The 14,191-nt window shown below is 41.7% G+C and carries 14 protein-coding genes; 7 read left to right on the top strand and 7 right to left on the bottom strand.

Translation table 11 applies throughout. The features are described 5' to 3' along the window. Positions 1–40: 40 nt before the first annotated feature. The 3 genes from leuB to fabR all read right to left on the bottom strand — a co-directional run bounded on the left by leuB (position 41) and on the right by fabR (position 3,696). Entirely contained in the window at positions 41–1,117 is a 1,077-nt protein-coding gene (gene leuB / locus ATS72_RS12135) for a 3-isopropylmalate dehydrogenase (protein ID WP_006793757.1), read from the bottom strand. Beyond that, complete coding sequence (gene leuA / locus ATS72_RS12130; protein WP_010557777.1) at positions 1,114–2,667, bottom strand: 2-isopropylmalate synthase; 1,554 nt, start codon at positions 2,665–2,667, stop codon at positions 1,114–1,116. The genes leuB and leuA overlap by 4 nt, the downstream gene beginning before the upstream one ends. Before the next feature lie 414 nt (positions 2,668–3,081). Beyond that, the gene (gene fabR / locus ATS72_RS12125) at positions 3,082–3,696 is read right to left on the bottom strand and encodes an HTH-type transcriptional repressor FabR (protein WP_039038350.1); all 615 of its coding nucleotides are present in this window, start codon (positions 3,694–3,696) and stop codon (positions 3,082–3,084) included. Positions 3,697–3,822: 126 nt separating this feature from the next. Between fabR and ATS72_RS12120 the strand changes: the two genes are divergently transcribed. Both ATS72_RS12120 and sthA read left to right on the top strand, forming a co-directional pair. Then, positions 3,823–4,956 carry an acyl-CoA desaturase gene (locus ATS72_RS12120; protein ID WP_058430102.1) on the top strand — a complete coding sequence of 378 codons (1,134 nt, stop codon included), beginning with the start codon at positions 3,823–3,825 and terminating at the stop codon, positions 4,954–4,956. A gap of 13 nt (positions 4,957–4,969) precedes the next feature. Continuing rightward, complete coding sequence (gene sthA, locus ATS72_RS12115; protein ID WP_010557785.1) at positions 4,970–6,400, top strand: Si-specific NAD(P)(+) transhydrogenase; 1,431 nt, start codon at positions 4,970–4,972, stop codon at positions 6,398–6,400. A 73-nt stretch (positions 6,401–6,473) separates the two neighbouring features. Here the strand turns inward: sthA and hemE are convergent, their stop codons facing one another. Then, positions 6,474–7,538, bottom strand: coding sequence for a uroporphyrinogen decarboxylase (gene hemE, locus ATS72_RS12110; RefSeq protein WP_006793747.1), 1,065 nt, complete (start codon positions 7,536–7,538; stop codon positions 6,474–6,476). A 523-nt stretch (positions 7,539–8,061) separates the two neighbouring features. On the opposite strand from hemE, the gene ATS72_RS12105 reads away from it, so the two are divergent. Next, on the top strand, positions 8,062–8,532 hold the full coding sequence (locus ATS72_RS12105) for an Rsd/AlgQ family anti-sigma factor (protein WP_006793746.1): 471 nt from the start codon (positions 8,062–8,064) through the stop codon (positions 8,530–8,532). A gap of 71 nt (positions 8,533–8,603) precedes the next feature. Here the strand turns inward: ATS72_RS12105 and fkpA are convergent, their stop codons facing one another. Then, positions 8,604–9,350, bottom strand: coding sequence for an FKBP-type peptidyl-prolyl cis-trans isomerase (fkpA, locus tag ATS72_RS12100; protein ID WP_058430101.1), 747 nt, complete (start codon positions 9,348–9,350; stop codon positions 8,604–8,606). A 216-nt stretch (positions 9,351–9,566) separates the two neighbouring features. Between fkpA and ATS72_RS12095 the strand changes: the two genes are divergently transcribed. Continuing rightward, positions 9,567–10,565, top strand: a complete 999-nt coding sequence (locus ATS72_RS12095) for a WD40 repeat domain-containing protein (RefSeq protein ID WP_008126758.1) — start codon at positions 9,567–9,569, stop codon at positions 10,563–10,565. Then, positions 10,552–10,767 carry a SlyX family protein gene (locus ATS72_RS12090; RefSeq protein ID WP_006793743.1) on the top strand — a complete coding sequence of 72 codons (216 nt, stop codon included), beginning with the start codon at positions 10,552–10,554 and terminating at the stop codon, positions 10,765–10,767. Before ATS72_RS12095 ends, ATS72_RS12090 begins: the two co-directional genes overlap by 14 nt. Before the next feature lie 30 nt (positions 10,768–10,797). On the opposite strand, the gene ATS72_RS12085 is transcribed toward ATS72_RS12090, so the two are convergent. After that, a complete protein-coding gene (locus tag ATS72_RS12085; RefSeq protein ID WP_010557786.1) occupies positions 10,798–11,001 on the bottom strand; it encodes a YheV family putative zinc ribbon protein in 204 nt (67 codons plus the stop codon). Positions 11,002–11,133: 132 nt separating this feature from the next. On the opposite strand from ATS72_RS12085, the gene ATS72_RS12080 reads away from it, so the two are divergent. Continuing rightward, complete coding sequence (locus ATS72_RS12080; RefSeq protein ID WP_058430100.1) at positions 11,134–13,053, top strand: ATP-binding cassette domain-containing protein; 1,920 nt, start codon at positions 11,134–11,136, stop codon at positions 13,051–13,053. Next, the gene (locus tag ATS72_RS12075) at positions 13,040–13,462 is read left to right on the top strand and encodes a TIGR02444 family protein (RefSeq protein ID WP_058430099.1); all 423 of its coding nucleotides are present in this window, start codon (positions 13,040–13,042) and stop codon (positions 13,460–13,462) included. Before ATS72_RS12080 ends, ATS72_RS12075 begins: the two co-directional genes overlap by 14 nt. On the opposite strand, the gene ATS72_RS12070 is transcribed toward ATS72_RS12075, so the two are convergent. Continuing rightward, on the bottom strand, positions 13,459–13,845 hold the full coding sequence (locus ATS72_RS12070) for a hypothetical protein (protein WP_139295586.1): 387 nt from the start codon (positions 13,843–13,845) through the stop codon (positions 13,459–13,461). The two genes, ATS72_RS12075 and ATS72_RS12070, sit on opposite strands and share 4 nt — an antisense overlap. Positions 13,846–14,191: the final 346 nt, after the last annotated feature.

Below are 14,191 nucleotides of genomic sequence, written 5' to 3'. Positions count from 1 at the left end.
CTTTGTTAAGTCGCAGCATAACGGTGCTGCGATTTATATATTAAATACGTGAAACAATGGCAGCTGCCACATCGCTTGTGCTGTATCCACCTTGTGGGTAGATATCTGGCGTGCCAACGCCTGCTTCTACGGCTTCGGCTACGGCTTTTTCAATGGTGCGGGCTGCTTCGTCTTGCCCTAATGAGTAACGTAGCATCAGTGCAGCACTTAAAATTTGTGCAATCGGGTTTGCAACGCCTTTACCTGCAATATCTGGCGCGGAGCCACCAGCAGGTTCGTACAAACCAAAGCCCGATTGGTTTAAGCTTGCTGATGGTAATAAACCCATTGAGCCTGTGATCATCGCACACTCATCTGACAAAATATCACCAAACAAGTTATCGCAAAGTAGCACGTCAAACTGGCTAGGCTGTTTAACTAACTGCATAGCTGCGTTATCTACGTATATATAATCTAGGCTGACTTCTGGGTAGTCTTTACTTACTTCGGTGACTACTTCGCGCCATAATACGCTTGATGCAAGTACGTTGGCTTTATCTACCGAGGTAACATGGTTACTACGTAATTTTGCTGCTTCAAAAGCAAAGCGGGCAATGCGTTCGATTTCTTTACGCGAGTAGTTTTGCGTATCAAAGGCAAACTCCTCTTCGCCTTCGCCACCTCGGCCTTTTTCACCAAAGTAAATGCCGCCGGTAAGCTCGCGTACACATAAAATATCAAAGCCTTTTTCGCTAATATCGGCACGTAATGGCGATGCTGCGCTAAGCGCCGGTAAAAGCTGTGCTGGGCGTAAGTTACAAAACAAACCAAAGTGCTTACGAAGCGGTAAAAGCGATGCACGCTCAGGCTGCTCATTTGGTGGAAGGTTTTCCCACTTAGGGCCACCTACTGAGCCAAATAAAATAGCATCAGCGTTTTCGCACGCGCTCAGTGTTTTTGGTGGTAATGCTTCACCAAATTCATCAATGGCTGCACCACCAATAGCATGATGCTCGCGGTTTAGAGTAAAACCAAACTTATTGCTCACAGCATCAAGTACTTGCTCTGCTGCTGCCATTACTTCTGGGCCAATACCGTCGCCTGCTAATACGGCAACGCTGTAGTTTGTTTTACTCATCCTGCTTTCCTTTGTTGTTTTAAATCAGACACTTTTTGTGCACGATAAATTAAGTTGTAAACACGGATCATGGCGCGTACCGACGCTTCTACCACATCCGCAGCAATACCCGCACCGTGATAAGGGCGGCCATCGTATTTAGCAATAATGTTTACTTGGCCTAGCGAGCTTGCGCCTTGGCCTGTCGCTTCTAAGTTGTATTCAATCATTTCAACGCTCATACCGGTTAAGCGCTCAATAGCTGCAAACGATGCCTCTACTGGGCCATTACCTGTTGCGGCTTCTTGTTTAACTTCGCCATCAATCACCATACCAATAGTAGAGCTGGCTACCGATTGCGAGTTAGACGCTGAGTTAACAAACTCTAACTGGTATTTTTCATCTTTGTCGTTAATTTGATTTAGGTAAATCATGGCTTCAAGGTCGTAGTCGTACACCGTGCCTTTTTGATCAGCTAGGGCTAAAAAGCTTTCGTATAGGCTGTCCATATCGTAGTCCGCTTTTTGATACCCTAACTCTTCTAAGCGGTGCTCAATAACATGACGCCCCGAACGCGAAGTCATGTTTAATTGGTTGTTTGGTACGCCTACGCTTTCTGGCGACATTATTTCGTACGTATTTTGTGCTTTTAGTACGCCATCTTGGTGAATGCCCGAGCTATGTGCAAAGGCGTTTTCGCCCACAATGGCTTTATTTGGCTGCACTGGCATATTACAAATTTTTGCCACTTGGCGAGATGCGCGATAAATTTCTTCGCTTTTAATATCGGTGTGAACTTTTAAGTGGTCTTTGCGCATTTTCATGATCATCGCCACTTCTTCAAGCGAACAGTTACCCGCACGCTCACCAATACCATTTATTGTACATTCAATTTGGCGAGCACCCGCTTGTACCGCGGCGACCGAGTTAGCTACAGCTAAACCTAAATCGTTATGACAATGTACACTTAAACGCGCTTTATCTATATTTGGCACGTTATTCATTAAATGGCGGATCATTGCGGCGTATTCGTCTGGCGTAACAAAGCCAACGGTATCTGGTAAATTAATAGTAGAGGCACCCGCATTTATAGCCTGTTCAACAATTTTACATAAATCCCAATGCGGCGTTCGCCCTGCATCTTCACACGAAAACTCCACATCGTCTGTGTAGTTGCGCGCTAATTTAATTGATTTAACCGCCATGGCCGTTGCGTCATCTAGGCTCATACGTAATTTATGTTCAAGGTGCAAAGGGCTTGTGGCAATAAAAGTATGAATACGGCTTTGCTGTGCTGTGCGAAGTGCCTCACCACAGGCTTCAATATCTTTTGCTACTGAACGTGCTAACCCACAAATAATTGGACCTTTTACTTCAGTTGCAATTCGTTGCACCGAGCGAAAGTCAGCAGGGCTGGATACCGGAAAACCCACTTCCATCACATCAACATTCAAACGGCTAATAGTATGCGCTAACTGAATTTTATCATCTTCAGTAAGGCTTGCCTTAAGTGCCTGCTCGCCATCACGTAAAGTGGTATCAAAAATCCATACTTTATCTTTGTCTTGCATAACTGCCCCTCATTCCTATGTTACCCAAATTTCAATTTATCCCAGCCGCGAGATAAAAAAAACCCCGCAATTGCGGGGTTTTTAATGTTCAACTCAATGCAAACACACTAATCCCCGCTTACTTGCCATAGCAGTAAGAGGTTAAGTTTTAGTGTAATTAAACGAATATTTTGCATCTTGTTTCTTGTGTGTGTGTTCAGTGAGGCCTATTTTTAACATTACAGCGCAGTAGGTGCAAGCATAAAAATTCCAAAAAACAACTTCTCACCACATACTTTTAGATTTTATTATTCAAAAAACCACTGCAAAATGGATTTAAAAATCAAAAAAAAAGCTGAGGCACGCTTAAATTTACAATCTCAACAAGCTACTCTGCTTATATTAACTTTTTACTATTTTTTTAGGCTAAGTTACTTAATTTGTTTCTCTTACATAATGGGTTGCACCACGCGTTATGTAACGCAGCTGCCAAATAACACGCTCAACAAGTTCGTCAAGTTGTTGGCCTTCTATATCTAGCGCCTCTGCGCCGGCATTAAAGACCAGTGTTACCATGGCTTCTGATTGAATGTAGGCGTGCATGGCGTCGCACTTGGTTTCGCTTTCTAAATAGTGGGCAAGCTCTAAGATAAAGTGTTTGATTTCGCGTGCGACTGCGGCTCTAAATGCCTTAGATGTGCCAGAGCGCTCACGCAGTAATAACCTAAATTGGTTACTTGAGCTGTCTATAAATTCCATAAACGTAACAACCGAAGTGTTGATTACACTGCCACCGTCGTTTGCTATGCGTCTGCGGGCTTGGCGCATTAGCTGGCGGAGGGTTAAACCGGCTTCGTCCACCATGGTTAAACCTAGCTCGTTCATGTCTTTAAAATGGCGATAAAACGAGGTGGGCGCAATGCCGGCTTCGCGGGCTACTTCGCGTAAACTTAAATTCGAAAAGCTGTGATCTGCACTTAGCTGATTAAATGCCGCCTGAATTAAGGCTTGTCGTGTTTTTTGTTTCTGTTGCGCTCTAACACCCGACATCAACAACTCCCTGAATAATTTTATATTAATATTTAGTGATAATAGCTCAATTCCCCAGTCTAATACTTGACGGCGAGAGTTTGAAATACTATTTTAGCTTACAGTTGTACGCTGAGATTGAGAATGATGAATAAACCACCGATTATCTGGACAAACGTCCTATTTTTTAGCCTTACCTTTTTAGCGGCTATCACACTTGTTCCTTGGTATGGCATTAGCTACGGATTTACCAGCGCACATTGGATTGCTTTTGTAGCCTGTATGTTTTTTGCGGGCCTATCTATCACAGCCGGTTACCACCGCTTATGGGCACATAAAACGTATAATGCTCATCCTGCTGTTGAATTTATTTTTGCCCTTGGCGGTGCGTTTGCGTTGCAAAACAGCGCTCTGCACTGGAGTAGCGATCACCGTATACACCATGGCCAAGTTGACGACCCAATAAAAGACCCTTACGCCGCAACCAATGGCTTTTGGTACAGCCACATTGGCTGGATGTTACGTGACTACCAAGGCGATAGCTACGGTGATTACAGTAATTGTCGTGATTTACAGCGTAATAAAATCGTTATGTGGCAACACAAGCACTACCTAAAACTAGTTATTGCGATGAATGTTGGCCTACCATTAGCACTTGGTTTATTAGTGGGCGACGTGTGGGGTATGCTTATTTTAGCGGGTTTACTGCGTTTAGTATTAAGCCAACATTTTACCTTTTTTATTAACTCGGTGGCTCACATATGGGGTTCGCGCCCGTACACTGAAAAAAATACCGCGCGCGATAATGGCTTTTTAGCGTTATTTACTTATGGCGAGGGTTACCATAACTTTCATCATATTTTTGCAAGTGATTACCGTAATGGGATTAAGTGGTTTCATTATGACCCCACTAAATGGATGATTCGCTCTTTAGCTGCTGTTGGTTTAGCCAGTAAATTAAAGCGTACCCCTGTTGAGCGCATAGAAAAAGCTAAAGCCGATACGCTTATGAGCAAAACGCAAACACGCCTTGCAAAATTGCCTTTAGCTCAAGATAGGCTTACATTATTACAACAAGAATACGATTTATTGCTGAAAAAACTGCAGACTTATTGTTCACTTCAAAAACAAGTTTTAGAAGTTAAAAAAAATAATATGGCAAAGCAGTGTGAACGTTCAGCTTTAATGGCACAATATCACGAGCTGGAAGCCGCCTGGGAAAATCAAAAGCAGGCATGGCTAGCACTTAATGCGAGGTTATTAAAAGCCTCTTTTAATTAATTTAGGAGTGGCTGTGGCCAAACAACCAGAACAGAAAAAAGCACCCGTAAGTTTCCAATATGACGCAATAATTATTGGTACGGGCCCTGGCGGTGAAGGCACCGCCATGAACCTTTCGAAAAACAACAAAAAAGTAGCGGTTATAGAGCGCCAAGAAACAGTCGGCGGCGGTTGTGTACATTGGGGAACTATCCCTTCTAAGGCATTACGTCACTCAGTTAGCCGCTACATTGAATACAAAGCCAACCCGTTGTTTAATATTGGTGAACGCCCGAGTCGTTTAACGTTTCCTGATATTTTACGTCACGCAAGTTCGGTTATTTCTAAGCAGTCTAATTTACGTAGCAGCTTTTACGATCGTAATCGCATTCATATGTTTCAAGGTGATGCGAGCTTTGTTGATAAGCACACTGTTGAAGTAAAACGCCTTGATGGTTCAACCGAGCGTATTACTGCTAAAACAATTGTTATTGCTACAGGCTCTCGCCCTTACCGCCCACCTGAAGTTGATTTTAGCCATTCTCGTATTTACGAGAGCGATACTATTTTAGGCCTTGAGCACGACCCTCAGCGCGTACTTATATACGGTGCAGGGGTTATTGGCTGTGAGTATGCTTCTATTTTTAAAGGTTTAGGCGCTAAAGTTGATTTAGTGAATACTCGCGACCGTTTACTTGCCTTTATGGATGCTGAAATATCTGATGCACTTAGCTACCACTTTTGGAATAGCGGTATTGTTATTCGTCATAACGAAGAGTTTGATCGTGTAGAAACGCGCGACGATTGCGTTGTTATGCATTTAAAATCGGGCAAGCGTGTAAAGGCTGACTGTATTCTATTTGCAAATGGCCGCACAGGTAACACTGACACACTAAACCTTGAAGCCATTGGCTTAAAAGCCGACGGCCGTGGGCAAATAAAAGTAAACGAAACCTACCAAACTGAGGTTGAAAACGTTTATGCGGTAGGCGATGTAATTGGCTACCCAAGCCTAGCTAGTGCTGCGTTTGACCAAGGCCGTATTGCAGCTGATGCAATAGCCTGTGGTAACTGTGATGATAAGTTAATTATTGATATCCCAGCGGGTATTTATACCATTCCAGAAATGAGTTCAGTGGGGAAAACAGAGCAAGAACTAACCGCTGCTAAAGTACCTTACGAAGTAGGCCGCGCTCAGTTTAAACACCTTGCACGCGCGCAGATTGCAGGTACTGAAGTAGGTAGTTTAAAAATATTATTCCACACCGAAACCAAAGAAGTACTTGGGGTACATTGCTTTGGCGAACGTGCCTCTGAAATTGTTCACATTGGCCAGGCCATTATGGAGCAAAAAAATGGTGGCAATAATATCGACTACTTTGTAAATACCACATTTAACTACCCAACCATGGCAGAAGCCTATCGAGTTGCAGCATTAAATGGTTTAAATCGCTTGTTTAAGTAAGCACTTTAAAGCGTATAAACAAAAAGCCCGCTGTTAAGCGGGCTTTTTAGTATTAATGCATAAAACACATTAATTATTTGTGATACTGGCCGCTAAGCTCGTGCACGGCATTAATAAATATACCGGCATTTTCTGGGTCAACATCTGGCGTAATACCGTGACCTAAGTTAAACACATGACCATTGCCTGTACCAAAGTCTTCTAAAATAGTGCCTACTTCTTGGCGTATACGATCTGGCGTACCATGTAGCATTGACGGGTCCATGTTACCTTGCAAGGCCACTTTATCGCCTACGCGGCGTTTAGCATCGCCAATATTAATGGTCCAATCTAGGCCTACTGCATCACAACCTGTGGCTGCAATGGCTTCTATCCACTGGCCACCATTTTTAGTAAATAACGTTACAGGCACTTTGCGACCATCGTACTCACGAATCAGGCCATCAACAATTTTGTGCATGTATTGCAGTGAAAACTCGTTGTAGTCGCGCGGGCTTAATACACCGCCCCACGAATCAAATACCATTAACGACTGCGCGCCGGCTTTTACTTGTGCGTTTAAGTAGTCGATTACTGAATCAGCAAGTTTATCTAACAGTAAATGCAGTGTTTGCGGCTCTGCAAACGCCATTTTTTTAATTTTACCAAATACTTTGCTGCTACCGCCTTCAACCATGTATGTAGCAAGTGTCCATGGTGAACCAGAAAAGCCAATAAGTGGTACTTCGCCTTTAAGTTCACGGCGGATAGTACTTACTGCATTCATTACATAACCAAGCTCGTCAGTTGGATCGAGCTTAGGTATTTTTTTAACATCTGCAAGCGACGAAATAGGACGTTCAAACTTAGGGCCTTCACCTGTTTCGAAGTACAAACCTAAACCCATTGCATCAGGAATCGTTAAAATATCGCTGAACAAAATGGCCGCATCTAATGGGTAACGACGCAGTGGCTGAAGTGTTACCTCGCAAGCAAGCTCAGCATTACGGCACAGGCTCATAAAATCGCCCGCTTGCGCACGTGTAGCACGGTACTCTGGTAAATAACGTCCAGCTTGACGCATCATCCATACAGGCGTTACATCAACAGGTTGTTTTGCAAGTGCACGTAAATAACGGTCGTTTTTTAATTCGCTCATGGCGTAAATGATCCTAATGCTTATAGAAATTGTGCAAGATTGTACCACCATATTCATCGCCTCTCTATTTCTTAAAGACGAAAACGCCTTTACATAGAAGCAGATCAATAATATTGATGGTTTTAATTCATTTTGATTATAAATTAGGCAAAAAACACTAACATTTAAAACTTTTTGTTAATATGTTTGCAACATAACAAAAACCTTGGTATTGTCTTTCCCGCGTTAACAAAAACAATAATAAATTATTAAAACAATAAAAATAAAAAGTTTTAAATAATAACAATAAAAATCATTTAATAAAAATAAGAAAGCTTGTTATAACAAGCCACTTGAAGAAATTAGACCACCTTAACCGGTGGTTTTTTCTTGCCTGCAATAAAATGTTTAGCCTTTCAATAAATAATTCTTCTGCACTTTTACAACATCTGCATTACTTGTTGATATACACGCAAATTAAATATATCTTGATGTACATAAAAACGAATGTAACTAAAAACCAACCCAGCTTAGGAGAACAGTTATGCTGACGCGTGTAGAAAAAGCTCAACAGAAATGGGGTGGTAGCCATACAGTAATCGATAACTGGCTTAATGAACGCCAAGAACTTATTGTACTGTATTGCAAGATTGCAGGGTTTGCGCCTTATGATAAAAAAGATCACGCGCTACCAGAGCCTGAACAAATACAGTCTTTTTGCCAACTGCTTATGGATTACCTCTCTGCAGGGCATTTTGAAGTTTACGATGATATTGCTAAAGCATGTGAAAAAAAGGGCTTAGAGAGCCAAAAACTTGCAAACTCAATTTATCCGCGTATTTCAGGCACCACCGATGTCGCACTTGATTTCAATGACAAGTACGCTGAAGTAAATAAAGAAGACTTATTAGAAGGGTTTGATAACGACCTTTCAGTTATTGGTGAGTCATTAGAGCTTCGTTTTGAGCTTGAAGATGAACTGATTGATAACCTGTTTTCTAATCATACTGATTAAATTAAGATTTAATTAAGTTACACGAATTAAAAAAGGGACCCTAAGGTCCCTTTTTACGTTTTAAGCTTGGCTTATTCTGCAGGTGCTTCTGCATTTTGAATTTCTAGTAATTCAACTTCAAAAACAAGTGTTGAATTAGCTGGAATTTTACCAAGGTCACGATCGCCGTAAGCAAGCTCTGAAGGAATAGTAAACTTGTACTTAGACCCTACAGGCATAAGTTGTAAACCTTCCGTCCAACCAGCAATTACGCGATTAAGTGGGAATGTAGTTGGTTCGTTACGTGCGTATGAGCTATCAAACTCAGTGCCGTCTAATAAAGTACCTGTGTAATGTACTTTAACAACGTCTGTTGCTGCTGGCTTTTCGCCTTCGCCTTCGCTTAATACTTCGTATTGTAGGCCAGACTCAGTTACTGTTACGCCTTCTTTTTTAGCGTTATCAGCTAGGTATTGAACACCTGCCGCTTTGCTTTTTTCAGACTCAACTTTCGCTTTTTCTTCTTGCTTAGTGCGTACTGAGGTATCTAAAGCTGTTAACACTTCACGAATTTTTTCTTCGTCAATTTTTGCATTGCCAGCAAGTGCATCTTCAAAACCACGAATTAATAGCGCTTGGTCTAGCTCAATGCCAATTTCAGATTTGTCTGCTAGGTCTTTATTTAAAAAGTTACCTACAGAAGCACCAATACCGTATGCTTGTTGTTGCTCTACAGTGTCTAGTGTTACTTCAGCTTGCTCTTTTTTTGCTTCTTGATTACAAGCTGTAAGCGCTAAAACCGACGCTGCAATCAATGACAATCTAATCGTCTTTTTCATTTTAAATCTCCGACATACTTTGCAGTTGTCATTTATTGTAATATTACTAGTTAAAGATTAACGCCCTACATGGTAGGCTGTTTGTTTAATAACTAAAGTCTGTATTGTTAGCTAAACTTAGAAATATATATCCAGTGATTAGACAAACAACCTAGGCATTTAACGCACCTAGTCTAACCTCTCAGTCACTAAGAGTTAAGAGGAAATACCTGTAAGATGTCGATATTTCGTACTTTTTTAATCGTTTTTAGCTGTTTTTTAGCCATTGCCTGTACCGATAAAAAAAATCAATCGGTAGAAAGCTTTGAGCATACCGCACAAGGTGCATTTTCGTCAGCTCTCTCTCACGATGGAAAGTACAGTTTAATCTCTTCTATCAACCATGGGGTCGCGCTGTGGGATAATCAACAGCACGTTTTAAAATACCAATGGTTTCAGCAGCAATCTCAAGACAACTTAGTTTACAGCCTTGCTATTGCCTTTGATAACAGCGTGGCGGTTACCGCAGAAAAAACAACTTTCGCAGTGTGGGATATCAGCACTGGCGAAAACAAAGGCTATTACAAAATACAAAAAGCCACGATTCGAGATATTGCCATTAGTAACCAAGGCCGCAGTGTTTTATACGGCAGAAGCGACGGCGTGGTTGTATTTTTAAACCTTGAAACCGGACGTCGCATTGAGTTTTTAGGCCATCAAGATAAAGTTAACACCGTTGATTTGGCGCCAAACGGACGTTATGCATTAAGCGGCTCTAACGACTACGTTGCCTATTTTTGGGATACCAATACAGGCCAAGTTATTCATCGCTTTAGCCACCCAACTCGTGTTACTCAAGTAACCCTTGATCCACAAGGTCGCTTTGCATTTACCGCCGACAGTATGGCACAAGCACATGTATGGAAACTGACTACAGGTGATCTTGTGAGTAAACTGGCGTATATTGCGCGTCAGAAAATTTTTACCGCCGTGCGCTTTAACGAGCAAGGCACATTGCTGGCAACGGGTTCGCCTAATAAGCGAGTTGATTTATGGCAAATATCAAGCGGTGAAAAAATTCAAACGTGGCAAGTTACGCCGCGAGAAGGCAGTAAACCTAAATCGGCCGTTGTGCTTGATGTGGCATTTATAGATAACGATAAGTCGTTGTTAACCGAAAGCTCCAGCGGTATCGCAGAGCGATTTATTATACGAGACACTAATGAACACAATTGAACACCGCGTAATGGAACTTGAAGCCAAAGTGGCTTTTCAAGATGAAACGATTGAAATCTTAAACGATGAGATCAAAGTGCACCAGCAAATGCTAGCTAAAATGAAACGCCAAACGGAACTGCTGGCAGAAAAAATTAAAGAAGCGCAAACCTCGCCTTCTATGATGTCTAATATGCCAGAGCCACCGCCTCCGCATTACTAAAAGGTGTGTACTTAGGCAATAAAAACCGGGTTAGTCGCCCGGTTTAAACACACCAATGACTTGCTCAAATTGGCGAGTAGATGCCTGAACAGCGTTCTCTGGTTGTGACATTTTATGTCCACACTCAACACACTCTACTTTTTCAACATCATGTTCTCTGTAAAGCATCATTGTATCCATGGCTTTGCAGTCAGGGCACGATGCACCAGCAATAAATCGCTTCTTTTGTCTCACAACATTTTTCCTGTGGTTTGAACTACAACTATTTTATCGTATAACATCACTTGTTGATACGCTTGATAAGCGCATTAAGTTCTATGGTATGATAGCGCCAACTTAACAAGGGTACAGTAAAGTAACGCATTCATGATCCAAATATCAGAAATAGAACTCCTTCGTGGCGGAACAGCCTTATTAAAAAATGCATCAGCTACGTTATTTCCAGAGCACAAAGTAGGCCTTGTGGGCGCCAATGGCTGTGGAAAATCAACCTTATTTGGTTTATTAAAATCTGAATTGCAACTTGATGCTGGTAATTGCAGTATTCCTAAAGATTGGTCTATTGCCTCGGTTAAACAAGAAACCCCTGCCCTCGAAATAAGCGCGATTGATTATGTATTGCAAGGACACCCTGAATACTACGCGCTGCGTATTGCGCTGAGAGAAGCAGAACAAAATAACGATGGCGATACTCAAGCCAAAGTGCATATTCAGCTAGAAAACATGAAAGGCTACAGCATTGAATCGCAAGCTGGCGAGCTGTTGCATGGGTTAGGATTTGCTAATAACCAAATAGAAAACCCTGTTAGTGCGTTTTCGGGGGGGTGGCGCATGCGTTTAAACCTTGCCCAAGCACTTATTCGAAACGCTGATTTACTATTGCTCGATGAGCCGACAAACCACCTTGATTTAGATGCCGTATATTGGCTTGAACGCTTTTTACGTGCCTACACAGGCACACTGGTACTTATATCGCACGACCGTGAGTTTTTAGATGCAGTGGTTGATCAAATTTGGCACATAGATAAACAACTTATCAATATATACAAAGGTAACTACTCGCAGTTTGAACGCCAAAAAGCAGAGCGTTTATTACAACAGCAAGCCATGTTCGAAAAACAGCAAGAGCAAATTGCCCACCTAGAACAGTTTATTACTCGCTTTAAAGCAAAAGCCAGTAAAGCTAAACAGGCGCAAAGCCGTGTTAAAGCTCTTGAGCGTATGGAAAAGCTTGCCCCTGCACATGCTGACTCACCATTTAATTTTGAGTTTGCAGAGCCATTAGCGCTACCAAACCCACTCATGACGCTCGACAAAGCTCAAGCCGGGTATGGCGACGTAACTATTTTAAATAGTATTAAGCTGAACTTAGTACCTGGCAGCCGTATTGCACTGCTTGGTAGAAATGGCGCAGGTAAATCCACATTAATTAAATTACTTGCCGGCGACTTAAAACCACAAGCAGGAGATGTATTTCAGCACCAAGGCCTTAATATTGGCTACTTTGCACAGCACCAGCTTGAATCCCTTGACTTAAAAGCCAGCGCAATTACACATTTACAACGTTTAAATCCAAAGGCTAGCGAACAATCGCTACGTGACTTTTTAGGCGGTTTTGCCTTTATTGGCGATAAAGCGCTTGAGCCTGTAGCGCCGTTTTCGGGTGGAGAAAAAGCCCGTTTAGTGCTGGCTATGCTGGTATATCAAAAACCAAATTTACTGCTACTCGATGAGCCTACCAACCACCTTGACTTAGAAATGCGCCATGCTCTTGTTATGGCTCTGCAAGGATTTGAAGGCGCTATGGTTACCGTATCGCATGACCGCCACATGCTGAAAAACACCGCCGATGAGTTTTACCTTGTAGACAGCGGTGAAGTAACCCAATTTGGCTACGAACTTGACGATTATTACCAATGGCTTCTTAATGCTAATAAAGCGGCTACTAAATCGGAGCAGGCCGATGAGCCAAAAGCAAACTCAGGGGTTAATAGAAAAGAGCAAAAGCGCTTAGAGGCTGAATTTAGAAAAGCCATTCAACCGCTTAAAAAGCAAATTGAGAAACTTGAAAAGCAGCTCGACAAACACACCGCAGAGCTCAGCGAAGTGGAAGTTGCACTTGGCGATAACACCCTTTATAACGATGACAATAAAGCTAAACTAAAAGAGTTAATAGCAAAACAAGCGACATTAACACCTAAAGTAAACGATATCGAAGAAGAGCTACTCATGGCCCTTGAAGAAATGGAAGAAAAAGAACAAGCGTTTGCCGATGAACTTGCTTAACTGCGATGACTTTTGGCAATTTGCATGTGACCTTTATAGCAAAGGTGACATGCAAACGCGTCTGTTGGATTATCAAAACCAGCAAGGTAAAAATGTAAACCTGTGTTTGTTACTGTATTACCTAGACTCTCTCAAGCTAGCAGTTAGTCAAACTCAGCTAAACAAGCTTGAACAATCAATTTGTGAATTTGACCAGCAGGTATTGAAGCCCCTTCGTGCTACACGCGCCTATCTAAAAGCAAATCAAACCGAGATTGCAGATTACGCTGTAATTCGTAAAGAGCTGCTCAGTACTGAGCTCAAGCTCGAGAAACAACAACAACAGATGTTAGTAGAAAAAGTGAATACTTTAACATTAGAGCCTGATTCGAGGACCACTAATGTAATGCTATATGTTGGAGAGCTTTAAGCATTCGTTTTTTGCTGCAACTGCAACCCTGTTAGGGTTGCTAAAGTAATAACTAACAATGAAACAGGCAACTCTATAATGGAAGTTTCACTGAAAAAGTAAAACTCTTGCAATATCAATGAGACAGTTACTGTACCAAGCAAAGAGCCTAAAAAGTAAACATAAAATGTATATCGCCAAGCATAACTATCACTGCGATATGCCATTACACCGTATAGTAAAAAAGATAAAACACTAGAAGGCATGATTGCAATAAGAATGTAATCGCCAAGCCTCGATGATGCATAGCGCTCAAAACCAACAACAGTATTAAGTAATGTCGATAAGGCAATTTGCAGCAGCATAATCACTAAAGTGTATTTAACTATCCGTGTAATGTTCAATGCCTACCACCATTATTACTAGGTATAAAAATAAAGCTATAAAGGAAAATTATAAGCCCAAGCAGATGTTATTGCTACTAAGCTTGTAGGAACCAGCTTTAGCTGCGAATAAATTTTGCATTCCCCTCATTTACTTCTCATTCTCTCTTTGTGCAAAAAACTATTTAAATAACTGACTCACAATGAGGCATAGAGGCGCTTCGCTTTAAGAGAAAAACAAAGCCGTGATTTAGCTCAGCAAACTTACAATAAAAATTATCGCCATAAATGACGACCTACAGTAATTCATTACCTTGAAACTGCTTTTTATCATTAATTCTCGTTGGGTTTCGCTATGCTCTAGCCA

The sequence above is a fragment of the Pseudoalteromonas sp. 13-15 genome (assembly GCF_001468205.2).
Classification (GTDB): domain Bacteria; phylum Pseudomonadota; class Gammaproteobacteria; order Enterobacterales; family Alteromonadaceae; genus Pseudoalteromonas; species Pseudoalteromonas marina.
This window is presented reverse-complemented; position numbering and strand designations above follow the sequence as displayed.